Source organism: Vibrio sp., from assembly GCF_047973365.1.
In the GTDB taxonomy this organism is placed as follows: domain Bacteria; phylum Pseudomonadota; class Gammaproteobacteria; order Enterobacterales; family Vibrionaceae; genus Vibrio.
Genome location: NZ_JBKEBW010000164.1, coordinates 1 through 23,562, shown reverse-complemented (window position 1 = coordinate 23,562; position 23,562 = coordinate 1). Strand labels below are relative to the sequence as shown.

Genomic DNA, 23,562 nt, shown 5'->3' with positions numbered 1-23,562 from the left:
TTGGATATAAGCCGCCGTTTAGATTTATCCGAATGAGTAGTTGGAGAAATGCGCAAAGTCCTCTAGCCAGTTATGCGATGCCAAACCAATGGTTCAACGAACTGGGGTTGGTAAATCTTGAGCAAGTAGGAACAGGGTATGTGTTTAGCAATTATGCTGAATGGAAGTATGCATGAGCCGTATACGAGGTCCGTACGTACGGTTCTGTGAGAGGGATGAGGCGGTAACGCCTCACCCTACTCGATTTATAGATGGAAATTCGATGCATTTGTTCAAAAGTACAAAGTGTGATCTTGGTGAATTTTATTGCAGAGATTTGTGTGTTAAACATTATAAAACAATGAGTTAGCTTGTTTGTGTTATCGTCACACTGACTTGTGTTTTGCTACAAAAAAATCAACCAACTTATCTTAATTTTTGTACAAATGAATAAAGCGAAGACAAGCTCTATCCTCCATACTAGTCACATCCAATATTATTAATTTACCCTACATAAGGAAAATTCCATGCTAAATGTGAGTATCGATTTTGCTGAATCGCATTGGTTTTTTCCCAAGATAGTGATCACGTGTATTCTCGTTTTACTCGCGGTTATCTTGGTGAAAGAGCGAAAAACAATAGCGAAAAGCGTTGCTGGTTTTTCAATGAAATCAATTTTGAATCATGAGAACTACAAAGCGTATCTCTTTTTGGCGTTAATTAGTGTTTATATCCTGGTGATGGAAGCGTTAAGTGAGGTATTTCCAAACACAGGGTATGCCTTTTTAATTGCGACTGTCCCTTTTCTGTTCTGTATTCCGTTATTAATAGAAAAAGAAATCAACAAAAGAAAAATTATATATATAACCATTAACTCGGTTGTATCTCCAATCATTGCTTGGGCAGTGTTAGGTCAAATTTTTGGAATTACACTTCCTTAAAAATTTATTTTTGAAACAAAAACCTGAATGTGGAACTTCTTATGGAAATATTGTCACATTTGTCTATTAATATGTTTTTACTGAGTTCAATCGGTGTATTAATAGGTATTATTTTCGGTGCCATTCCGGGCATGACAGCAACGCTGGCTGTGGCGGTTTGTTTACCTTTAACTTATTCACTTGGCTTAACTGACGGTTTAGCTCTTCTACTTGGTTTGTATGTTGGTGGTATCTCTGGCGGCTTAGTGCCTGCGGTATTGCTGAATATTCCAGGAACACCTTCATCGATCACCACCACTTTTGACGGCTATCCGATGGCGCAAAAAGGGCAGGGTGAAAGCGCACTGAAAATTGCGGTAGTGTCATCACTGTTTGGTGGTTTGTTTAGTGCGATTGTTCTTTATTTCTTTGCACCATTCTTGGCGAACTTTGCCATTAAATTCTCTACTGTTGAAAAGTTCCTGCTTATTTTCCTAGCGCTGACAGTTATCTCGTCTCTGTCTAAAAATATGTTGATGGGTATTTTCAGTGGTCTATTAGGTGTGTTAGTCGCTTTAATTGGTGCTTACGATATTTCTGTTGGTGGTAATGGTGAATACCGTTTAATACCAGAAGCGTTTGAAGAACAATTAAGCTTTGGTTTTTCACTACTGCCTGTTCTTATTGGTATGTTTGGTCTGTCGTCGATTATTGTTGCTTGTTTGAATAAGAAGTCTGACGATGATGTAACGAGCGATATGATCAAATTGGATGCAAAACAAAAGTTCAATTGGTCAGTGTTTAAAGGCCAAACACTTAACCTAATTCGCTCATCATCTATTGGTACCTTTGTTGGTTTGTTGCCGGGTATCGGTGGTAGTGCGGCATCAGTGCTTGCTTATACTCAACAGAAGAACTTTTCTGAAAAACCAGAAGAGATGGGTAAAGGTGCAGCGGAAGGTATTATTACTTCAGAATCTGCAAATAACGGTCTCACCGGTGGCGCATTGATTCCGCTTCTATCTCTGGGTATCCCTGGCGACTCAACAACAGCAGTATTAATTGGTGCCTTTACACTACAAGGTATTCAGGTAGGTCCACTGTTCATCAATGAAAACCTGGAAACTTGGGACTTCATGATCATCTCATTGTTCTTCGCTAACTTTGTGATGTTCGCAATCATGTTCTTCGCTATCCGCTATGTTGCGAAAGTGGTACTGATTCCTAAATACATTCTTTACCCAATCATCGTAATGATGTGTGTCATCGGTGCATACGCAATTAACTACGGCGTAATGTTCGATGTATGGACGCTCGTGTTGTTCGGTATCTTTGGTGTGTTGGCATCGAAGATAGGCTTGGAAGTGGTGCCATTTATTATCGGCTTTATCCTAGGTAACTCTTCAGAAGTGTATTTCGTGAAAAGTATTGAAGCCTATGGTGACCTATCAATATTCGTCACAAAGAGCCCAATTGCGATGTTCTTGTGGGTAATTATCTTGGCTTCAATTGGATATTCGATTCGTTCGGCATTCAAATCAAGCAAAAGTAAAAAAGCTAGTAAAACTGCGTAACGAACGGTGAATGTGATGAGTCCTGCGAAGTTTATGCCAATGGTCGAGAGTATGAAAGTTATCCCTATTGCAGGGTATGACAGCATGCTACTGAATCTAAGTGGTGCACATGCCCCTTATTTCACTCGCAACATTGTCATTTTGCAGGACAACTTGGGCAACACCGGATTAGGTGAAGTACCGGGTGGTGAGAACATTCGTAAGACATTAGAGGACGCGCGTGGTTTTGTTATTGGCCGCAGTATTGGCGAATACAAAAACATTATGAACGAAGTCCGAAATGCCTACCTGGAACGAGATGCAAAAGGTCGTGGTTTACAGACATTCGATTTGCGAACCACGATTCATGCAGTAACAGCGATTGAGTGTGCAATGCTCGATCTTTTGGGGCAAGCGCTAAACGTTCCGGTAGCCGCGCTGCTAGGAGAAGGTCAGCAACGCGATAAAGTCGAAATGTTAGGTTACCTGTTTTTTGTCGGTGACCGAAGTAACACAGATCTGCCGTACCAAAGTCAACCTAATGACAGTTGTGATTGGTACCGCATTCGTCACCAAGAAGCATTAACGTCGGACGGCATTGTTCGCTTGGCGGAAGCCGCGTTCGACAAATATGGGTTTAGCAATTTCAAACTGAAGGGTGGTGTTTTCCGCCCTGATGATGAAGCTGACGCCGTCTGTGCGCTAGCAAGCCGATTCCCAGATGCACGAGTGACGATCGATCCGAATGGCTCTTGGTCTTTGCAGGATGCCATTCGAATCGGGAAAGGTTTGAAAAATGTATTGGCGTACGCCGAAGACCCATGTGGGGCTGAGCCTGGATATTCAGGTCGCGAGATCATGGCAGAATTTCGTCGCGCGACGGATATCCCAACGGCAACTAACATGGTGGCAACGGATTGGCGTGAGCTTGGACATTCGATTTCTCTGCGAGCGGTCGATATTCCATTGGCTGACCCACATTTTTGGACAATGGAAGGCTCGGTGCGTATAGCACAGCTGTGCCATGAATGGGGGCTAACATGGGGCTCTCACTCGAATAGCCATTTTGATATCTCTTTAGCGATGTTTACACAAGTTGCCGCCGCCGCGCCCGGAGAGATCACTGCCTTGGATACACATTGGATCTGGCAGGAAGGTAATCAACGTTTAACGAAAGAGCCATTAAAGATTCATGGTGGCTTTATCACGGTGCCGGACAAACCAGGTCTGGGTATCGAAATCGACATGGCTCAAGTGGAAAAAGCGCATGAGCTATACAAGAACATGGGGTTAGGGGGGCGCGATGATGCCATCGGTATGCAGTACCTTGTCCCTAATTGGAAATTCGACAACAAAAGACCGTGCTTGGTTCGATAAGCGCAGGTAGAGGAAAGTTACATGAATGAAAACATTTATCCAAATCACTTTAGACGCGCGATGAACAATCAAGAAAAACGGATTGGTTGTTGGAGTGCTTTAGCGAGCCCAATTACCACTGAAATTCTTGGTTTAGCGGGTTTTGACTTCATCCTGTTGGATGGTGAGCACGCACCGAACGATGTGCAAACCTTCATCCCTCAGCTAATGGCATTGAAAGACAGCCGCAGCGTGCCAGTGGTTCGTCCGCCAGTGAATGACCCAATCGTCATTAAGCGTTTATTGGATATCGGTTTCTACAACTTCATTGTTCCTTTTGTTGAAACCAAAGAACAAGCAGAACTTGCCGTTGCGTCTACTCGTTACCCGCCAGAAGGCATTCGTGGCGTATCTGTAGGTCACCGTAGCAATGCGTACGGCACGATTACCGATTACTTCAAAAACATTAACGAGAATATCTGTGTTGTGGTTCAAATCGAAAGCCAACAAGGCTTAGACAACCTTGACGATATTCTGGCGGTAAAAGGTTTGGATGGTGTGTTTGTTGGACCAAGTGATTTGGCAGCAGCATTAGGTCATTTAGGTAATGCAAGTCACCCAGATGTACAAGCAGCGATTAAGAGCGTGTTTGAAAAAGCGCAAGCGGCTGGTAAATCAGTCGGCATTTTGGCTCCAGTTCAAGCAGACGCTGAGCGTTACCTTGAATGGGGTGCGAACCTAGTCGCAGTGGGTAGTGACTTAGGTGTGTTTAAAGCAGCGACACAGGCATTGTGTCAAAAATTTCTAAGTGAATAAGGGCGAAGAGGAATAGTTATGAAAATCGGATTTATTGGCCTGGGCATCATGGGCAAACCTATGAGTAAAAACCTACTTAAAGCAGGTTATTCATTAGTGGTACTAGACCGCAACCAAGTAGCGGTTAAAGAGCTAACAGATGCTGGCGCGCTATCAGCGACTTCGCCTAAAGCAGTGGCAGAGCAGTGTGATGTTGTAATCACTATGCTTCCTAACTCACCACACGTAAAAGAAGTAGCGTTAGGTGAGAACGGTTTAGCAGACGGTGCAAAACCAGGTCTTGTCTTTATCGACATGAGTTCTATTGCACCTTTAGCGAGTCAAGAAATTGCAAAAGGCCTGGCTGAGAAAGGCGTGCTAATGCTTGACGCACCAGTAAGTGGCGGTGAACCAAAAGCTATCGACGGCACGCTTTCTGTCATGGTTGGCGGCGACAAAGCCGTATTTGATAAGTACTACGATGTCATGAAAGCGATGGCTGGCTCAGTGGTTCACACTGGTGATATTGGCGCTGGTAACGTCACTAAACTGGCAAACCAAGTGATCGTGGCACTGAACATCGCAGCAATGTCTGAGGCGCTTTCTCTTGCGACCAAAGCAGGTGTAAACCCTGAATTGGTTTACCAAGCGATTCGTGGTGGCCTAGCGGGCAGTACTGTTCTGGATGCTAAAGCACCAATGGTACTTAACCGTAACTTCGAACCAGGTTTCCGTATCGACCTTCACATTAAAGACCTTGCAAACGCGTTAGACACTTCTCACGGTGTTGGCGCGCAACTTCCTCTTACTGCACAAGTAATGGAAATGATGCAAGCGCTTAAAGCTGATGGTCTTGAAACGAAAGACCATAGTGCACTTGCTCTGCACTATGAAAAACTAGCTAAGGTCACTATCCAAAGCTAATGGTCTAGCAGCAGGTTTGTAGGGAACCTGCTGCTTCCTTTTTTTATCGAGTGGTGTCTATTGATGAAGATTGTAATCGCACCTGATTCGTACAAAGAGAGCTTAAGCGCGATTGAAGTCGCAGACGCTATCGAGTCAGGATTTAGACAAGTATTTCCCGATTATCAGTATGTGAAATGCCCCGTTGCAGACGGTGGCGAAGGTTCAGTTGAAGCCTTAGTTGACGCGTCCGGCGGTGAGATGGTGCACACCAATGTGATAGGTCCATTGGGCGACCATCACGAAGCATTCTATGGTATTTCCGGCGATAAAAAGACTGCGTTTATTGAAATGGCAGCAGCCAGCGGTATTGAACTGATTGCACCTGAACATCGAGACCCTTATACCGCGACCACTTTTGGTACCGGACAGCTCATCGACCACGCCTTGAATCAAGGTATTCGTCATATGATTATCTGTATTGGTGGCAGTGCGACTAACGATGCAGGTTGCGGCATGATGCAAGCGCTGGGCGTTTCGTTCAAAGATGCACAAGGCAAAGAACTTGTTTACGGTGGCTTAGCACTTGAGACACTTGCGCATATTGATGCGAGTCATCTTGATAAGCGTTTGAGTGAATGTCATATCGAAGTCGCTTGTGATGTGACCAACCCACTAACCGGCTTAAACGGTGCCTCTTATATTTATGGTCCGCAAAAAGGAGCAACACCTGAGATGGTGAAGCGTCTTGATGCTGCGTTAGCCAATTTCGCCAAAGTGGTAGAGCAAGACCTAGATAAACAAGTCGATCATATTCCTGGTGCCGGTGCAGCAGGGGGCATGGGCGCAGCTTTCTATGCATTTTTAGATGCAGACCTTCGTCCGGGCATCGACATTATGACTCATGCTGTTGGCTTGGAAGAGATGGTGAAAGACGCCAACCTAGTGATCACTGGTGAAGGTCGTTTAGACAGTCAAAGTGTTAACGGTAAAGTGCCGGTGGGTGTGGCAAAAATTGCCAAACATTACCAGTTACCTGTGATTGCAATTGCCGGAGCGCTGGGTGATGAGATCGATGAGGTTTATCAGCACGGTATTGATTGCGCCTTTGACTCTGTATACAAAATCACCACTTTTGATGAGATTAAGAAAGAAGCAAAAGCCAATGTTACCCGCAGTGCGTTTAACATTGCCTCTGCAATTCAAGTCGGTCAAAGTTTAACGTTATAAAATCAAACTAAAATACAAACGGCACATATCTCTAAAGTTGTGCAAGTCAATATTGCAAATTTCTTCCACCCGTTTCATACGATATCTAAGGGTGTTGGGATGAACATAAAGAACGTTGGATGTTTTCTTAATGTCACAACTGTTTTCAAACCAACACAAAATTGTGTGGATCAGTGTCGGATCAGCTAGCTCTAATTGTTGAACGTGAGTAGAAAGCTTATCTCGTTGCCAGCGAGATAAGCTGCTCTCAAACAGAGCAGGAAGTTCATATTGAGTGAACGGATAAAACTTCGCTTCCGGATTCAAACGTTGTCCTGCTTTCATCGTCGCCATTGCACTTTCAAATGCGTAATGAAGATTCTGCGGTTGGTTGTAGATAGCGCCAATCGAGCAATGGAATTCCACTTTCAGTGACTCGGACAAATAGCTGGTTATACTTTGCCAGTCATCAATAATGGTTTCGCCGCTTTTCTCTTTTTCTGTCACATTGAGCAGTACTAAGTTGGTCTTGTAGGAGTATTCGGCTTTGAGGCGTTTACGTGACCACTGATTGAGTACACGAACCACTTCTTTTTGATCACCAGAGTTAGCAACTTCAATCACACAAATAGCGTGATGATTGAAAATATCGACTTTTAACTGTGCTGCCATGTTGGTGATGTGTTCTTGTGATGCATTCGGGTCGATACACTCAAGCAGCAGCTCTTCAAGTTTGCGTTCGCTCCAGCGCGTCATTTCCATCATTGATGTGTATTCAACCACCATTTCAGCCGCCATCTTCACCATTTCACCGAACGGGCGCACTTCTTCCAATGGACCTGAAATACCGATAACGCCAATCGGTTCTTGATTAAAGATGATTGGTAGGTTTACACCTGGTTTTACATGGGGAAACTCAGGTAACATGCCTTCAGAGATTTCGATTGGTTTCAGCTCACTCAATGCCAGTACTGCGCCACCATGTTTTTGGTATTTGCGGGCAGGGTTGGTTGACGCAATGATAATGCCTGTCTCATCCATCACATTAAGTGGATACTTGATGATTTTTTGTGCTCGGTCGACAATACGTTGGGCTAGTTGTTCATGTAACTGCATAGTTTCACTTGTGGCTTCTCGTTTGCTGTATCAAAGGCTGATACGTTGTTGAAACGTAAGTCCTATGAGTGGAATAACCGACAATAATACTGTACAAAAGAGGTAGTAACTGCGATCTCAATCGCACCGAGAGATTGGCAGTGATGTCATTGAGTCTTTTCCTGTCAGCAATATTTTTTGTGATGAATGGGTGAAGGTAAGATGGTTTCTCTCCGGTTGGTTGTTAAAGTATTACCTTACAAAATGAAACGCTGTGTTAGAAAAATTACATAATTCAGCTGAAAAACATGACGAAAGTCTCATTTACCGAACGATATAGTCTCAACTATGAACTAATCCTCATCGTTTCATATTAAGTTTAGATACAATAAGCCGATAATAATGAACGAGGCTTAGTTAATTGTAGGAAAAATCGCACTTTTAGCTGTTGTGACGAAGAGTAGAAAGTGAGCTTGATAGAGGCTTATATCATGCATAGCAACAAGCAATTAACTGAAAACTCACATAATAATAAATACTCTATTCACCATAAGCTCACGGTTTTATCGGGACCAGTGGCTAAGAACTTTGTGAAGGACGCGAAGACTTATGAAGAGTTTTTCCTTTAAAAACAAAATTATATCGCTAATAGTTGCCATTATCACCATCACCATTTTTGTTTCTTTTCTTAGTGTTAATCATTTTATTAGCTCGTACATCTATCAGTCAGATACTGCCAGAATTGAGCATAATATAGAGTTAGTGAATAAAACGCTTCACGGGGAGCTACAAAGCAAATTTAACCTAGCGAAAAGCCTTAAGTTCAACATGATGGACATCGGTACGACCAGAGATTCGGCGGGTTTCTCTCATATCGTCCGTTTAGCCAGTAGCTATGCGTTTGATGATACTGGTCGAGTGCTAGAGCAAGACGAAACGCAAAAATACATGACAATGGCAGAGGGTCTGACTGCAGAACCAACGGTGAGTGAAGTAACTGTTGTCGATGGTCAACCAACGCTCAACATTTCAATCAGACATCCTGATGGTTCATCGAATTTCTTCACTCTGAATTTGAGTAACCTGAAACCAATCCTGGAGACCTATTCGCTTTCCGGCAGCTACATGGAATTGATTTCAGCCAACAACGTTACCATTTTCTCTGATAAGACAGGAGATAATCTGATCCCGGTTGAACGTAAGTTTGAGCTTGGCGGTCAGACATGGTCTCTAAACGGCTACATCGACCTCGATAATATTCAAGCGAATACCGACCGCTTGAACTGGAAGATCACTCTGGCACTCATGATTTGTGCAGTGATTATCATCGGTTTAAGCGTGGCGATGTTGCACTTTGCATTCAAACCATTACTGCGCCTAAAAGATCTCGTTGCTGACCTTTCCCAAGGTAACGGTGATCTAACCCAGCGTTTGAGCGTAACATCGAATGATGAAATCGGTCAGATTTCGACATCAATTAACCGATTCATCGAACAACTTCAAGGTATGTTTATCGAAGTTTCTAATTCATCTGAGAAAATTGATTCTGCGGTTAACCATTTAAGCAATCAGTCTGAATCAAATATGCAGATGTTAAATGCGCATACTATAGAAACAGAGCAGGTGATTACTGCGATTGACGAAATGAGTGCAACGGCAGGTTCAATTGCGCAAAGCGCAGCAGATGCCGCGAAGCTGACTGAACTAACAAATACTTATGCAGATGAATCCAAACAAACAGTAAACCAAGCAGTACGCAGCGTAGCGGCTCTGGAATCGGATGTTGCAGAGATGTCGAATACCATCAGCGCAATGAACCAAGACACCAAACAAATTGGCACTGTGCTGCAAGTGATTGGTGATATTGCTGAGCAAACGAACTTGCTCGCATTGAACGCTGCGATTGAAGCTGCACGTGCTGGTGAACAAGGTCGTGGCTTTGCTGTGGTAGCCGATGAAGTTCGAGCCTTGGCGGCACGTACTCAACAAAGTACTGCGCAAATCAATGAGATGCTATCTAAGCTCAACAACACATCAGAAACTGTGGTGAGTAAGATGGAAACCACACGTAGAAGTTGTGAAGCAACATCACAAAGCACACACCAAGTGATGGAGTCACTCAATACAGTAACAACTTCTGTGGTTGAAATTAATGACCTGAACACATTAATGGCAACCTCGGCAGAGCAGCAAAGCCACGTCACTGAGGAAGTCAGCCGCAATATGGCTGCGATTCAGGCGTTGATAGGTCAACTTAATGATAGCGCCGCAGAAACCGACAGTATCAGTCGTGAGCTAGGTGGTACATCTAGCGATCTTTCGCAGGTTGTTGGGCAGTTTAAAGTTCATTAATAATTTGTTGCAAATGTCAAAAAGAGCACCGGTTGGTGCTCTTTTTCTATGCGCTTTTCAACACTATGTATCGGCTAGGTAAGATGATTGTCAGTGTTGTTGTGAACATATTGAGTGAGTTGTTAACGCTTGTTTAAATTGGTGGCGAATCAGCTCAAAAGGAACCAAGATGAAACGATACGGGATAATCTCACCATTACTTCTGTTAAGTGCATTAATGTCGACACAAACACAGGCTTCGGGTTCACAAGTCGATATAGAATTAGGCTGTGTTGCGGTAGCCAACAACGATGTTTCTATTAAAGCCGGAGACTGTAACACTAGGAAAGTTGAGAGAGTCGAAAGAGTGAAAGTCGTCAAAGTGGTGGAAGAGAAGCACTACGATGGTCATCCAGTGCATGGAAAACACCCGGGCAAGAAGAAAGGTCACAACAAAGAAACGTATATATTAGTGCCAGCGGATAAGCACAGACACTGAAGATTATGTTAATGAAATAAAAGGGATGCATCAATCATCCCTTTGACAACAGCACAGCTTTAGCCGTTTATTAGTTTAATAGAATAAATGGCATAAACATAACTGCAAGCAGGACTACAAGGATTACTGAAATGTAAGGCATTACAGCTTTAAATGATCTATCTAAAGATAGCCCTCCTATCACGCTAGATATCAGAAGACATAAACCGTATGGTGGTGTAACTAAGCCAATAGATAGGGTAATGATGATGATGATACCAAGTTGTACAGGATCCACACCAAGTGATAATGCTACTGGGTATATGACTGGTACAAATAATACCATTGCGGGAATGGCATCCATAAATGTACCGATAAACAAGAAGAACAGTACAATAATAAACAGGAATAAGTACTCGCTTCCGCCTAGAGTATTAAAGAAGTCGGCAACAATAGCGTTAATTTTGTAGTAGCCTAAGAATTCACCAAGAGCTGAAGCAGCAGCTAGTGCGAACAGAGATAAACAGCTTAGTTTCAATGTTTCAACAAAAATCTCCGGTAGATCTTTGAAAGTGATAGTTTTGTAGTAACAAGCACTTATTAGATAGGCATAGATGGCTGAGAATGCCGCGGCTTCCGTAGGGGTGAATACACCAAATACGATACCACCGATAATGATTAACGGTGTAATCATTGCTGGTACAGCATCTTTTGCTAAAGCAAAGAACTCTGCACGTGTAACTTGTTCCATTACGGGCAAATTATCACGGTGAGCGATGAAACCAATAACCACCATCATACCTAAGCCAATTAGGATACCTGGGATCATACCTCCCACGAATAGCTGCCCGACAGAGGTATTGGTCAAACCACCATAAATAACCATAGTAATACTTGGTGGAACAATTCCGCCAATGGTTGATGATGCCGCAGTAACACCAACAGACATTTCTTTACTGTAACCCTTCTCAATCATATTTGGGATCAAAATCTTACCTATGCCAGCTGTATCTGCTGTAGATGAACCACTGACACCGGCAAATAGCATTGACACAATAACATTGGCATGACCGAGCCCGCCAGGGCGTTTACCTGCTAATGCGATAGAGAAATCGATCAGTTTTCTTGAAATGTTCCCTTTATTCATAATACTAGCTGTCAGCACAAATAGAGGGACTGCTAATAGAACATAAGAGTTAAGACCGTAGAACATTTTCATCGGTATCATGGTATTGGGAGTACCAGACATGGTTGCGATACCGATCAAAGAAGAGATACCGATAGAAAATGCGATTGGTACACCGATGATAATTAACCCAATGAATAATATAGTGATTAATAGTAGTTCCATCATGCCACCTTACGAGTAGTGATTTTCACTACCTCTTTTAAAATATTATCTACTAGGAAAATACTTGAGCTTATAAACGTGATAGGCATGATTAGCCAAACATAGCCTTGCTTAAATTCAGGGACAGTAATCCAACGAGAGTTCCAAAAAGTGTCTGTGATTTCAATACTATAGATTGAACATAGAACGCAGAAACCAAGCATAATGATGTTTTGTATAATGACTAGGGCAGAACGTTTGTTCCCTTCATATCTGTCAGTCAAAATTCTAAAACTAAAGTGTTCATTTTCGTGAACCATAACTGCCGCACCAAGAAACATGGCCCAAATAAACGCATTTACGGCAACCTCTTCAGTCCAAAGAACAGATATTCCTAAATAGCGAGTGACAACTTGGACTAATGTCGCAATAACAAAAACCACAAGACAAATTGAGCCAAATGTGATTTGAGCTTTTGATATCAGCGAAGTAAGTAATTTCATTGCTACATCCTTATACTCCGGGCGGTTAGACCCGGAGCTGACAGAAAGGTTTATTGAGCAGAACGGATAGTGGTTAGCATGTCACTTACACCCACTTTTTGCGCCCATTGATCTTGAATAGCAACAGCTTTCTTAATAAATGGGGTACGATCTAGAGTATTGACTATTGCTCCTTCATCAATTGCTTTTTGTTTGAACTCTGATTCTTGGTCGTAAAGCGCTTGGCGTTCAGCTTGAGTAGATTCTTTGATTGCTTTATCGAAAGCTGCTTTTTGTTCATCGCTAAACTTCTGCCAAATACTGTTACGAACTAGCAGCAGACGAGTAGTGTAGTCATGACCTGTTTCTGAGATGTACTTACCATTAGAAGTTTTATGGTGTTCCATTGGAATAAAGTAAGGATATGCGTTTTCTGCACCATCAACTACGTTACTTGATAGTGCTTGGTATAGTTCAGCCCATGCTACAGACGTAGGAATTGCACCAATGTTTCTCCAGTATTGAGAAACGACACCTGATGTTTGAGTACGTATTTTCATGCCTTTAACATCTTCGATGTTATTTACAGGGGCTTTACCATACCAATGTCGCACACCAGCCGTCCAGTAAGCGGCTACGCGGTATTTTTCACCTGATTTAGTATAAATAATATTAGCTAGGTCTTGACCAACTTTGCCATCGACCACTTTTTCCCAGTGACTGTAATCGTTGAAAAGGTAAAGTAGAGAAAATAGGTCAACTTCTTCGATGCCAGATGAAGTCATAAAACCAGGTGATACTAGTACGATGTCCGCACCGCCAAGAACCAATTTTTCAACGAGTTCATTTTCATTGGTGCCGATAGTACCAGCATGAACTTCAACGTTGAAAAGACCTGACGCATCTGCAACCTCTTTAAGTTTTAGCATGCCAGATTGGTATGGGCTAGATAAGTTAGTTTGGTTATGCGCAGCGACTATTTTTAAAGGTGCATTTGAATCAGTCGATTCTCCACAACCAAACAATGCTGTGCTTAATAGTAGGGCAAGGTATTTAGCTTTCATTTTTATACTCCGGTAATCCACATTATTTACGTAATGAACATTAGTCTGGAATCGGTTCCATTAAAATAACGAGAAAATAAATCTGTGATCGCTATTTCACCTATATTTAATTATTGTGATGGATATTATGATTTATTAGGTGGATAATATTTACTGCTAATAATTCAATTGATTATATTGACGAGCATTGTAATTAAATTTTGCTATAACATTTATTTAATATTGAGTGGAGTTTCGTGTGATTAATGTAGCTGCGATCTCAATATTCTCTGGAGAAGTATCAGCATTACTCATTCTCAATAGCAAGCGTTCGCAAGCCATTTCACCAATCTCTTTTAATGGTTGGCGTATAGATGTAATACCGCCTAATGCGATTTGTGCCCATCCGGGGTCATCTATGGTAATGAATCCCAAGTTTGAATCCAAATTTATATCTAATAGGGTAAGTGCTTTTGCAGAATATAATGCGCACACGCCATTGATACAAAATATGGCTTTCTTTGAGTTATTGTTAGAATGAATGAAATTGGATATAGATGACGTTAATTTGTTTTCCTCTATATCTTCTACTTCTAATACAGTTACCTGCATTGTTATGCTAGATTTAACGAATGCCTGAATAGTATCGACTCGAATTTTTCTGGGAGAGGCATTTAGTGGTTGAGTTACGATTAGAATAGACTCAAAGTTATGGTCTGCTAGATGCTGGCATGCTAGCTTTGCAGCCTGTTTGTTATCGACACCAATGCAATCTACGTTTAGCTGGTCGTTTGCACGGTCTAGAATCACAAAAGGACAATCAATGGGTTTTAATGCTTCGAAGCTATCTGCTGTCATTCCTAGGGGATTAATAATGATTCCGTCTACTCGATGAGCTTTTAGAAGAGTTAAGTATCTATCTTGTTGATCTTTGCAATTATCAGTGTTACACACCATTAACATATAGCCAAGCTCTCGACACTTACGTTCTATGCTTTGCATAAGTTCAACGGAATAAGGATTCGTTATGTCTGCTAATAGCAAGCCAATAAGTTTTGACTGCCCTGCTTTGAGCATTCGTGCTGATTGATTTGGTTGATAGCTTAGATACTCAATCGCATTTGCGATTTTTTCTTTTAGGGCAGGGCTAAGTTTATCAAGTTCATCGTTTAAATATCGCGATACGCTTGTTTTACCAACTTTAGCGTGTTTAGCGACATCTGAGATGGTTGCAAATGCTTTAACTTTTTTTTCTTGTTGCAATTTCGTGCCTCATAGAAAAAGAATAGGGGCTATACTTAGCCCCTTATTGTATACCAATGGCAATTTGATTAAACGTCATAAGTCGTAGACGCAGTGTCGCCGCCTGTACCAGTCCAGTTTGTGTGGAAGAACTCACCACGAGCGCGGTCTGTACGCTCGTAAGTGTGAGCACCGAAGTAGTCACGTTGAGCTTGTAGCAGATTCGCTGGTAGACGAGCAGTCGTGTAACCGTCCAGGAACGTTAGAGCAGATGTCATACATGGCATTGGGATACCGGCTTCTAGAGATTTAGCCGCTACTTTACGCCACGCTGCTAGGCTGCTTTGTAGGATGTTCTTGAAGTACTCATCTGAGCCAAGGAACGCTAGTTCTGGATTGCTCTCGAATGCATCACGGATATTGCCTAGGAATGCAGAGCGGATGATACAACCACCACGCCACATAAGTGCTACGTTACCGTAGTTTAGGTCCCAGCCGTTCTCGTTTGATGCTTCGCGCATTAGCATGAAGCCTTGAGCGTAAGAGATGATCTTAGAAGCAAGCAGAGCTTGACGTAGTGCATCAACCCACTCTTGTTTGTCGCCTGCAACTGGAGTGATAGTTTTACCAAACAGTTTTTCAGCTTCAACACGTTGGTCTTTCAGTGCAGACAGACAACGAGAGAATACAGACTCAGAGATCAGAGTTAGAGGAATGCCCAGGTCTAGCGCGTTGATACCTGTCCATTTACCGGTACCTTTTTGGCCAGCAGTGTCTAGGATTTTCTCAACAAGTGGCTCACCGTCTTCATCTTTGTAGCCAAGGATGTCAGCTGTGATTTCAACCAGGTAGCTGTTTAGTTCAGTTTTGTCCCAATCAGCAAATACAGCTTGCATCTCGTCTGCAGACAGTCCAAGACCATCTTTCATGAACTGGTACGCTTCAGTGATCAACTGCATGTCGCCGTATTCGATACCGTTGTGAACCATTTTAACGAAGTGACCCGCACCGTCGTTACCAACCCAGTCACAACATGGCTCGCCAGCGTCAGTTTTCGCAGAGATACCTTGGAAGATTGGCTTAACCGCTTCCCAAGCTTCAGGAGCACCACCAGGCATGATTGAAGGTCCGAAACGTGCACCTTCTTCACCACCAGAAACACCAGTACCGATGAAGTGAATACCTTTTTCACGTAGCGCAGCAACGCGACGGTTAGTATCTGGGTAGTTAGTGTTACCGCCATCAATAATGATGTCGCCTTTGTCTAGAAGTGGTACTAGTTGATCGATGAATGCGTCAACTACTGAACCCGCGCGAACCATAAGCATCACTTTGCGAGGAGTTTCTAGTTTCTCTACTAGCTCTTCCAGAGTGTACGCACCAATGATGTTCGTGCCTTTAGCCGGACCTTCTAGGAACTCGTCAACTTTTGACGCAGTACGGTTGTGAGCAACCACTTTGAAGCCGTGGTCGTTCATGTTTAGGATCAGGTTTTGACCCATAACCGCCAGGCCGATTACACCGATATCACCTTTCATTTGTTTCTCTCCTTCACGCAATCTTTGCTGCTGCGTCTAAATCTAAATACCACTCTGTTTCGCCAGTCTTTGACTGAATTTTTGCTGCTGGATAAGGCAGTTCAGCGGCTGGAGTAGTGTGAATTTCATTAACGATCTCGGTTTTACCTGCACCAAGAACGAGGTAACTAATACGTTTTGCTGCTTGCAGAACTTTCGCTGTTTTCGATACGCGAAGTTGACCAGATTCTGGATGCGTAGCCACGACAGACAGATTTTCATCTGCGTAGTTGGTTACGTTAGGGAACAGCGATGCTGTATGACCGTCAGCGCCAACACCAAGCAGGATCCAATCGAAAACAGGAGTGCCGTTTTCACATGGAACAACATCAGCCATCTCTTTTGCAAAACGTTCTGCTTCTGCTTGTGGCTCATCTTCACCACGAATACGGTGGATGTTTTCTGCTGGAAGGTTTACTTGGCTAAATAGCAGTGCGTTTGCTTCACCGTAGTTGCTTTCGGCATCATCAGGCGCAACACAACGCTCATCACCCCACCAGAAGTGTAGGTTTTGCCATTGAATAGCGTCTGCATAAGGTGCACTCGCCAGTAACTTAAACAGCATTTTTGGTGTGCTACCGCCAGACAGTGAAATATGCACAGGTGTGCCTTGTTCACTGTAGCGCTGCATTTCATTCGCTAGTGATTCAACAACCTGCTCAGCTGTTTGAAAAATCTTTGAATTGATCATAGTTCGCAGTAATCCGTGTCTGTAAGGTTTTTGCATGGGAAACGCCATGCTCTTCCATCATTAATGAGAAGGTTGTCCGACTCTTTGGGTCCCCAAGTACCACATGCATATCCGTAAAGAGATTGTGGATCTTGCTTGAAGTCCAGAATGGGTTGAACAAATTTCCAACAAGCTTCTACTGCATCGGTACGAGCAAACAGTGTTGCATCACCATTTAATGCGTCTAACAGCAAACGCTCGTAAGCAGTCAGCATCTTCGTTTCTTCTAAAGATGCGTAATGGAAGTTCATAGAAACTTCTTTTGCTTTGAAGCCGGCACCCGGTTCTTTGAGTCCGAAGCTCATCAGGATACCTTCGTCTGGCTGAATGCGGATGATCAGTTTGTTTTCAGGTGCATTTTTGCCAAATACCGGGTGAGGTGTGCGTTTAAAGTGGATAACCACTTCAGTCACACGAGTCGGTAAGCGTTTACCACTGCGCACGTAGAAAGGTATACCATTCCAGCGCCAGTTATTTATAAACATTTTTAACGCTACGTACGTTTCAGTACGAGAGTCTTCGGCTACCCCCGGCTCATCGCGATAGCCTGGAAGGAATTTACCGCGCACTTCTGACTCAGTATATTGGCCAAGCACAAGGTTATTGCGTAAGTCATCTTCGGATAAAGGCTGAAGGCTTTGCAGAACCTTGTTCACTTCGTTACGGATAGAATCCGCGTTGATGGCCGCTGGTGGTTCCATACCTATCATTGCTAATACTTGTAGTAAGTGGTTTTGGAACATGTCACGCACCGCACCAGAGCCGTCGTAGTAACCACCGCGCTCTTCTACACCGAGGAATTCAGCACCGGTGATTTCAACGTATTCAATGAAGTTACGGTTCCAAAGTGGTTCAAACATACCGTTTGCAAAGCGGAACACCAGTAGGTTTTGAACGGTTTCTTTACCTAGGTAGTGGTCAATACGGTAAATTTGGTGTTCTTTGAAATGGTGGTGAATCTCAATATCCAGTTCTTGTGCTGATTTTAAATCGTAGCCAAATGGTTTTTCGATGATCAGACGTTTCCAACCATCTTTTTCATCGTTTAAGCCGTGAACAGCAAGGCAAGAAGGGATCACGCCATAAAGGCTAGGAGGAGTAGCAAGATAGAACAGGGTATTACGTTGTTCAAATGCGTAGTGGTCTGAAAGTGAATCCAAACGATCTTTCAGTTTTACATAATCTTCGACATCCGACGTATTGATGGCTTGATAGTGAATGTACTCACAAAATGCATCAAGAATATCTGGTTCGGTTTTCTCTAATTCTTGAAGCGAGCGTTTCAATTTTTCTCGGTAGGAGTCGTCACTGTATTCAGTACGACTTACGCCTAAGATTGCAAAGGATTTTGGCAGTTGGTTGCTTGCAAATAGGTGGTATAAAGCAGGAATCAACTTGCGGTAGGTTAAATCGCCCGAAGCACCAAATATCACGATGCTGCTGTTTTCAGGTATTAACATCTTCTTTCCCTTAGAAACTAGGTGTGCCCAAAAACCAATGGAGTTATTTGGGGGCTATTTAGCAATGTGCTTACCCTAGCAGCGCAATGCACAAATAAGTAATTGGTTTTGTCTATTTCTGTCATTAGAAAAACCGAAACGCCCTTTGCACTCAATGTCATTATTTTACATTGGACATCGGGACATGGTTGATTTGCTATCAAAATGTGACTTCAAACCAACTCGAGGTCGGTATTGTCTACGACAATTTGACACACATCAACTATTGATCGCGCAATCGATTAACTTTTGTTCGATTTGTAATCATAAATTCATTTTTCACCGGTCATGGCGCCCAAATTTGTGACTCTATTAACCGGTTTAGAATTGTTGTTTCATATACGCTTTCACCGTTTTAATGTGTTCTTCTTTATCGATGTCACTGTGTTGGAATTTTTCCAAGAACATGTCGGCGTATTTCTGGTACACGTCTTGTTCGAGGAACAGCAGATAGAGCTTTGGATCGATATGACCAGACGTTGCCATTTTGGTCATGATAGAGATCGATTCATCAATGGTTTTAGCCTGTTTATATGGACGGTCGTTGGAAGTTAAGGCTTCAAATACATCGGCAATTGCCATGATTTTAGCCTGAACGGAAAGCTCCTCTTCATGTAGACCCCTTGGATAGCCTTTACCGTCAATGCGTTCATGATGACCACCAGCAATATCAGGCACATTTTTCAGATGTTCAGGGTAGGGTAAGCGTTGCAACATGCTGATGGTTTGTACTATGTGATCGTTAATCATAAAGCGTTCTTCGCTGTTCAATGTACCACCTCGAATGGAGAGGTTATACAACTCTCCTCGATTGTACTGATAGTCACCGGGTTGCAGCACAAACGGTTCCTGCCATGTGTCTTGTGGTTTGTTATTGGCTTGCCATTTAACCAGATGTACCTGTTTATCAGCAATGATGTTTTCCATCACTGGCAAAGCTTGTTTTGCACCAGCACGCTGAGCTTCAATCCAGGAAATGCCTAACTGATCATCGATAGTTCTCTTCCATTGCTTTTGCGCGATAGATCGTAGGCGAGCGACATCGTCGTCCGACATGTGTTCACTACCAATATTGCATTTAGCGATAAAGGCAAAATCCTCGTCGAGCGATTGCTGTGTCTTTTCTAACGTTGCTTTAAGCTGCTCTGTATCACCACCTTGCGCGACACCTTGCCAGTAGTCAGATTCTGCTTGAGTCTTCAGGACTTCAAAACGCATACGAACTTCGTGAACCCGGTCGTAAATGGTTTCTAACTTGGTTGCTTTATCGACCACATATTCCGGTGTGGTGACTTTACCGCAGTCATGTAGCCATGCTGCGAGGTTCAGTTCTTCCCATTGCAGTTTGGTCATAGAGAAATGGCGATAGTAGTGGGTATCCTTATCAACGACTTCAGCCAGTATTTTGGTCAGTGCAGGCACGCGTTGGCAATGCCCTCCAGTGTACGGTGATTTGGTATCAATGGCCGATGCAATAAGGGTAACGAAGGCATTCAACATGTCTTTTTGTTGTTGGATCTTATCAATATTGTCCTTAGCTATCTCGGCAAAGCTCAATAATTCTCGCAAGAAGGCGTGTTTGTCGTATTGTTCTGCGGTGATCGCTCGTTCGTAACCTAAGTTCAGCAAACCGACTAACTGTTTTTGGCGATTAAGCAAAGGGAACAAATAGATATCGGAATTATACAAATGATCGAGATGTTTACGCAGGATATTGTCAGTGCGGGTGAGATGAACGGTTCCGCCCTTGTTTAGCTCCGCCAATAGCCAAGGCGTTCCTGTTAGCAAACTATTGAGGTCAATCTTAAATGGAATGATGGCATGATCGGCAGCATTGGTAAAAATAGCTTTCTCTGGTGAATAGGTGTAAAGCTGAATAGTTTCAGCGCGTGTTACCAGATAACTCTGATGGGTAATCGTTTTTGCCAATACGGTAAAATCTTGGTTGGAAGCCGTCTCTCTTAACAATCTTAATAAGTCATGTAATGTATGCTCCATCAGCTCAATAGACTTGGTGAGGTTCGATACCTCTTTAATCATACTTTTCGGATAGCGCGTTTTTTTAAAATCAAAACGCGCGATGTTATCTGTCAATTCCATCAAGTTCACCAGTGGTCTTGCAAGACGAGAAGAGATGAACCAGACAGCCGCGAAGCAAACCACCATCAAAACCAAGGCGGCTTGAAGCTGTTTGTTTCGCATCGAAAGTAAGCTGGCAATTAAGTCACTTTGTGGGGTTGCATCTGCCAGTAGTAAATGAATTTCCGGACTTAATGCAACGGGTGTCAGTGTCACAGACCAAGGCTCCCCACTGTACTCTACGGTTTCATATAATGTTGAACTGCTGATACGGTTGGCTACAGGGGTAAAAATACTTCTGTTAAGTTTTTGCTGAGTGGTTGTCTCATCATCTGCCAGGCGTAATGAAGTGTTGTGCTGTGCTAGTACTCGGAACTGATGATCAAACAGTACGAGCTTAGCATTTTGTGAATAGCCAATATGTGAAAGTTCTTGAGACAGTGAATCTAGCGTAAAGTCCGCTCCTACCACTTTATTACCATCAGCAGAGCGACGTGACAACGTGACTCCAGGAGTTTGAAACAAATAAAAGATATAGGGCTCAGTTAAGCGAATCACATCGTCATTTTTGGCAGAGGTATACCAAGGGCGAGTACGCGGGTCGAATTGACTGTTTGCTAGCTTGGCATAACCAACTTGCACAAGGTTGTGATCAAAGAAAATGTATTCGTTGGTGCCGTCTACCTTAGTGAAATTAATAAATAGTCTTGCGTTTTCAGGTGCTTTGACGCGTTCTCTGGATGGTGCATCAAATAGCGGTCGGATAATCGTGAAATCGCCATCTTCATTGCCAAAATAGAGTGCGACTAAACTATTTTGGCGCTCGAATAATAACCTCATGGAAGAGAGCCAGCGTGCTTGTTCTGACGGTGGTTCGTTTTCATCGATAAAACTGCTGTATGCCATGAAATCCAAAGTGGACAAGATGGGGGCAATGCTTTTTTGAAAGATGGATTCCAGTTTGCGGCTGCTTTGCTGACTCAATTCCTTAGCGCTACCGCTAAGTAATTGCTGTGCATGTTGTGAGCTGATGCCAATAAGTACTGCACCTACGATGGTCGTTAGAATCAGAAAAAGTGTACTAATGTGAATACTGAGTGAGTAACGGCGCTTCATGCAGAATCCCTTCAACAAATGATTGTTTAAGTATTGTCTAACTTGGCAAAGTTGCAAAAAAATATACATAAAAACGTTTATTGAAAATGACAGAAAATCATTAACTTATTGAGCATTTTCTCTGTCGTAGAGTCGTTCAACTCGCTGATTCTTACTCTGCGAGAACAGCATTGCTATGTCAGCGCACGGATACTCTTCTGTTTTACTTAAGCTGTTCAGTTGTAGTAAATAATGGGACTGATACACTGCTTATATCGCGATGCCAGGAAAGAAATAATGAAACTTGAAGTAGATACCCATACTCACACTTACGCCAGCGGTCACGCATACAGTACCTTGATTGAAAATGCCAGACTGGCGAAGCAAAACAACTTAGCTATGTTTTGTATGACTGACCATGCTGAAACTATGCCCGGAGCCCCACATTATTGGTTCTTTGCCAACCAACGTGTGATTCCTCGTTTTCTAGAAGATGTGGCGATTATTCGCGGTATTGAATCCAACATCATGAACGTTGAAGGCGAAGTGGATATTCATCCTAGCTTAGATGACAAACTGGATTGGGTGATCGCCAGTTTTCATGAGGCGGTTTTCATACCTTCTAGCAAAGAAAACCACACTCAAGCGCTGATCAACGTAATTAAGAGTGGTCGAGTGGACGCATTGGGTCATTTGGGGAACCCAAATTATGATTTTGATTTTGAGACGGTAATTACTTGTGCCGTTGAACACAATGTTGCTATCGAAATTAATAACAGCACGCTGAAAGGTCATAGCCGGATAGGGAGTGTTGATCGCTGCTACCAAATCGCGGAAGTTGCCAAACGATTAGGAGCATGGATAACCACAGGTAGTGATGCTCATTTTTGCCAAGAAGTTGGTGTGCTAACTAAAGCAGAAGAACTTCTTAACAATGTAGGTGTTGATTCCAAGCAAGTAATTACTCATAGTGCACAACAGTTCTTGAGCTTTTTGGCGCTTCGTGGAAGAGCGCCGATTGAAGAGTTTTCGGACTGGTATTAATAACAACAACTATTTGGGTTTGCCGTAAAACGTAACACCAACACGGAAGAGAAAGTAAATGAAAAAACTATTAATGTTTGGCCTGGGGTTGTTGCTCTCAACCCAACTGTTTGCTGCTGACTTTGATTTGAAAGCGACAATGAAGCAGATGAAACAATCATTTAAACAAGCTGCGCAGGCTCAGACTATTGAAGAGATGCAGCAACCTATCATTGATTTAAATGAGTTGGTGGAGCAAGCCAAGTTAGGTGACTATCCGCCAGAGAAAAAAGACATTTATCTTGAAGGTTTTAACAAGCTAACAGTGACGCTTGAGAAAATCGAATCCGAGCTTCAAGCCGGTCAATTGGAAGCGGCCAAAGCTTCTTTGAAACAGATCGACAGTTTGCGTGAAGAGTACCACGATAAGCGTAATCCAAGTATCTGGGACAGCATATTTGGTTGATATCTAATATCATTTTGGTAAACCTCCAGATCCACCTGATCATATTTTTATCCACAATAATGGTATAGAGGAAAAGGTCAGAGTGCTCTGTAATGCCAATCAGTTAAGAAAATCCTCGTTCCCATGCTGTGAAGTGACCCCATAAAGTTGGACATTTCTGTTAAGCGGCTTGCAAGGCCTGATTTCGATATTCTATCGGAGTCAGGCCTTTAAATTTCACCTTAATCCGTTTTGTATTGTAATACTCTATATATTCTTCGATATTTGCAATCAGTTCATCAGCATCAGTGAAGCTTTGACCGTGATACATCTCTGTTTTGAGTAAAGCGAAGAAGTTTTCAGCCACTGCATTATCTAAACAGTTTCCTTTTCTCGAC

Annotated in this window: 20 protein-coding genes and 1 pseudogene; 11 read left to right on the top strand and 10 right to left on the bottom strand. The window is 42.8% G+C overall.

Annotated elements, in window-relative coordinates:
- The 7 genes and pseudogenes from ACK5MF_RS18900 to ACK5MF_RS18870 form a co-directional block, all read left to right on the top strand.
- Positions 1-176: pseudogene (locus ACK5MF_RS18900) on the top strand (group II intron reverse transcriptase/maturase); the annotation flags it as partial.
- A 330-nt stretch (positions 177-506) separates the two neighbouring features.
- Complete coding sequence (locus tag ACK5MF_RS18895) at positions 507-920, top strand: tripartite tricarboxylate transporter TctB family protein (RefSeq protein WP_416924066.1); 414 nt, start codon at positions 507-509, stop codon at positions 918-920.
- A 41-nt stretch (positions 921-961) separates the two neighbouring features.
- Positions 962-2,473 carry a tripartite tricarboxylate transporter permease gene (locus ACK5MF_RS18890; RefSeq protein ID WP_416924065.1) on the top strand — a complete coding sequence of 504 codons (1,512 nt, stop codon included), beginning with the start codon at positions 962-964 and terminating at the stop codon, positions 2,471-2,473.
- 15 nt (positions 2,474-2,488) lie between these two features.
- Complete coding sequence (locus ACK5MF_RS18885; protein WP_416924064.1) at positions 2,489-3,829, top strand: enolase C-terminal domain-like protein; 1,341 nt, start codon at positions 2,489-2,491, stop codon at positions 3,827-3,829.
- Positions 3,830-3,850: 21 nt separating this feature from the next.
- Positions 3,851-4,624: a 2-dehydro-3-deoxyglucarate aldolase gene (gene garL, locus ACK5MF_RS18880; protein WP_416924063.1), complete on the top strand. Its 774-nt coding sequence runs from the start codon at positions 3,851-3,853 to the stop codon at positions 4,622-4,624.
- Between the two features lie 18 nt (positions 4,625-4,642).
- The gene (garR, locus tag ACK5MF_RS18875) at positions 4,643-5,527 is read left to right on the top strand and encodes a 2-hydroxy-3-oxopropionate reductase (RefSeq protein ID WP_416924062.1); all 885 of its coding nucleotides are present in this window, start codon (positions 4,643-4,645) and stop codon (positions 5,525-5,527) included.
- A gap of 63 nt (positions 5,528-5,590) precedes the next feature.
- Complete coding sequence (locus tag ACK5MF_RS18870; protein WP_416924061.1) at positions 5,591-6,736, top strand: glycerate kinase; 1,146 nt, start codon at positions 5,591-5,593, stop codon at positions 6,734-6,736.
- On the opposite strand, the gene ACK5MF_RS18865 is transcribed toward ACK5MF_RS18870, so the two are convergent.
- Complete coding sequence (locus ACK5MF_RS18865; RefSeq protein ID WP_416924060.1) at positions 6,731-7,831, bottom strand: CdaR family transcriptional regulator; 1,101 nt, start codon at positions 7,829-7,831, stop codon at positions 6,731-6,733. The two genes, ACK5MF_RS18870 and ACK5MF_RS18865, sit on opposite strands and share 6 nt — an antisense overlap.
- 588 nt (positions 7,832-8,419) lie before the next feature.
- Between ACK5MF_RS18865 and ACK5MF_RS18860 the strand changes: the two genes are divergently transcribed.
- Positions 8,420-10,162, top strand: a complete 1,743-nt coding sequence (locus tag ACK5MF_RS18860) for a methyl-accepting chemotaxis protein (protein WP_416924059.1) — start codon at positions 8,420-8,422, stop codon at positions 10,160-10,162.
- Positions 10,163-10,379: 217 nt separating this feature from the next.
- On the top strand, positions 10,380-10,640 hold the full coding sequence (locus ACK5MF_RS18855) for a hypothetical protein (RefSeq protein ID WP_416924058.1): 261 nt from the start codon (positions 10,380-10,382) through the stop codon (positions 10,638-10,640).
- A 70-nt stretch (positions 10,641-10,710) separates the two neighbouring features.
- On the opposite strand, the gene ACK5MF_RS18850 is transcribed toward ACK5MF_RS18855, so the two are convergent.
- The 8 genes from ACK5MF_RS18850 to ACK5MF_RS18815 form a co-directional block, all read right to left on the bottom strand.
- The gene (locus tag ACK5MF_RS18850) at positions 10,711-11,970 is read right to left on the bottom strand and encodes a TRAP transporter large permease (protein ID WP_416924057.1); all 1,260 of its coding nucleotides are present in this window, start codon (positions 11,968-11,970) and stop codon (positions 10,711-10,713) included.
- Positions 11,970-12,452, bottom strand: a complete 483-nt coding sequence (locus ACK5MF_RS18845; protein ID WP_416924056.1) for a TRAP transporter small permease — start codon at positions 12,450-12,452, stop codon at positions 11,970-11,972. Before ACK5MF_RS18845 ends, ACK5MF_RS18850 begins: the two co-directional genes overlap by 1 nt.
- Positions 12,453-12,502: 50 nt before the next feature.
- Entirely contained in the window at positions 12,503-13,495 is a 993-nt protein-coding gene (locus ACK5MF_RS18840; RefSeq protein ID WP_416924055.1) for a TRAP transporter substrate-binding protein, read from the bottom strand.
- A gap of 216 nt (positions 13,496-13,711) precedes the next feature.
- Positions 13,712-14,737, bottom strand: coding sequence for a LacI family DNA-binding transcriptional regulator (locus ACK5MF_RS18835; protein ID WP_416924054.1), 1,026 nt, complete (start codon positions 14,735-14,737; stop codon positions 13,712-13,714).
- Between the two features lie 68 nt (positions 14,738-14,805).
- Entirely contained in the window at positions 14,806-16,254 is a 1,449-nt protein-coding gene (gene gnd, locus ACK5MF_RS18830) for a decarboxylating NADP(+)-dependent phosphogluconate dehydrogenase (RefSeq protein WP_416924053.1), read from the bottom strand.
- A 13-nt stretch (positions 16,255-16,267) separates the two neighbouring features.
- Positions 16,268-16,984 (bottom strand): 6-phosphogluconolactonase, encoded by a 717-nt coding sequence (pgl, locus tag ACK5MF_RS18825; protein WP_416924052.1) that lies wholly within the window; start codon positions 16,982-16,984, stop codon positions 16,268-16,270.
- On the bottom strand, positions 16,981-18,483 hold the full coding sequence (gene zwf / locus ACK5MF_RS18820; RefSeq protein ID WP_416924051.1) for a glucose-6-phosphate dehydrogenase: 1,503 nt from the start codon (positions 18,481-18,483) through the stop codon (positions 16,981-16,983). The genes pgl and zwf overlap by 4 nt, the downstream gene beginning before the upstream one ends.
- 360 nt (positions 18,484-18,843) lie before the next feature.
- On the bottom strand, positions 18,844-21,717 hold the full coding sequence (locus ACK5MF_RS18815; protein WP_416924050.1) for an HD domain-containing phosphohydrolase: 2,874 nt from the start codon (positions 21,715-21,717) through the stop codon (positions 18,844-18,846).
- A 276-nt stretch (positions 21,718-21,993) separates the two neighbouring features.
- Between ACK5MF_RS18815 and ACK5MF_RS18810 the strand changes: the two genes are divergently transcribed.
- Together ACK5MF_RS18810 and ACK5MF_RS18805 are read left to right on the top strand one after the other, a co-directional pair.
- Entirely contained in the window at positions 21,994-22,740 is a 747-nt protein-coding gene (locus tag ACK5MF_RS18810; protein WP_416924049.1) for a phosphatase, read from the top strand.
- A gap of 58 nt (positions 22,741-22,798) precedes the next feature.
- Positions 22,799-23,185, top strand: coding sequence for a cytochrome b562 (locus ACK5MF_RS18805; protein WP_416924048.1), 387 nt, complete (start codon positions 22,799-22,801; stop codon positions 23,183-23,185).
- Positions 23,186-23,345: 160 nt separating this feature from the next.
- On the opposite strand, the gene ACK5MF_RS18800 is transcribed toward ACK5MF_RS18805, so the two are convergent.
- On the bottom strand, positions 23,346-23,562 hold a 217-nt coding region (locus tag ACK5MF_RS18800), incomplete at its 5' end, for an IS3 family transposase (protein ID WP_416919910.1).

Excerpts from the sequence above, each read along its gene's own strand:
- ACK5MF_RS18895 (WP_416924066.1), top strand. The coding sequence starts at position 507 with ATGCTAAATGTGAGTATCGATTTTGCTGAATCGCATTGGTTTTTTCCC.
- ACK5MF_RS18890 (WP_416924065.1), top strand. The coding sequence starts at position 962 with ATGGAAATATTGTCACATTTGTCTATTAATATGTTTTTACTGAGTTCA.
- ACK5MF_RS18885 (WP_416924064.1), top strand. The coding sequence starts at position 2,489 with ATGAGTCCTGCGAAGTTTATGCCAATGGTCGAGAGTATGAAAGTTATC.
- garL (WP_416924063.1), top strand. The coding sequence starts at position 3,851 with ATGAATGAAAACATTTATCCAAATCACTTTAGACGCGCGATGAACAAT.
- garR (WP_416924062.1), top strand. The coding sequence starts at position 4,643 with ATGAAAATCGGATTTATTGGCCTGGGCATCATGGGCAAACCTATGAGT.
- ACK5MF_RS18870 (WP_416924061.1), top strand. The coding sequence starts at position 5,591 with ATGAAGATTGTAATCGCACCTGATTCGTACAAAGAGAGCTTAAGCGCG.
- ACK5MF_RS18865 (WP_416924060.1), bottom strand. The coding sequence starts at position 7,831 with ATGCAGTTACATGAACAACTAGCCCAACGTATTGTCGACCGAGCACAA.
- ACK5MF_RS18860 (WP_416924059.1), top strand. The coding sequence starts at position 8,420 with ATGAAGAGTTTTTCCTTTAAAAACAAAATTATATCGCTAATAGTTGCC.
- ACK5MF_RS18855 (WP_416924058.1), top strand. The coding sequence starts at position 10,380 with ATGTCGACACAAACACAGGCTTCGGGTTCACAAGTCGATATAGAATTA.
- ACK5MF_RS18850 (WP_416924057.1), bottom strand. The coding sequence starts at position 11,970 with ATGGAACTACTATTAATCACTATATTATTCATTGGGTTAATTATCATC.
- ACK5MF_RS18845 (WP_416924056.1), bottom strand. The coding sequence starts at position 12,452 with ATGAAATTACTTACTTCGCTGATATCAAAAGCTCAAATCACATTTGGC.
- ACK5MF_RS18840 (WP_416924055.1), bottom strand. The coding sequence starts at position 13,495 with ATGAAAGCTAAATACCTTGCCCTACTATTAAGCACAGCATTGTTTGGT.
- gnd (WP_416924053.1), bottom strand. The coding sequence starts at position 16,254 with ATGAAAGGTGATATCGGTGTAATCGGCCTGGCGGTTATGGGTCAAAAC.
- pgl (WP_416924052.1), bottom strand. The coding sequence starts at position 16,984 with ATGATCAATTCAAAGATTTTTCAAACAGCTGAGCAGGTTGTTGAATCA.
- zwf (WP_416924051.1), bottom strand. The coding sequence starts at position 18,483 with ATGTTAATACCTGAAAACAGCAGCATCGTGATATTTGGTGCTTCGGGC.
- ACK5MF_RS18815 (WP_416924050.1), bottom strand. The coding sequence starts at position 21,717 with ATGAAGCGCCGTTACTCACTCAGTATTCACATTAGTACACTTTTTCTG.
- ACK5MF_RS18810 (WP_416924049.1), top strand. The coding sequence starts at position 21,994 with ATGAAACTTGAAGTAGATACCCATACTCACACTTACGCCAGCGGTCAC.
- ACK5MF_RS18805 (WP_416924048.1), top strand. The coding sequence starts at position 22,799 with ATGAAAAAACTATTAATGTTTGGCCTGGGGTTGTTGCTCTCAACCCAA.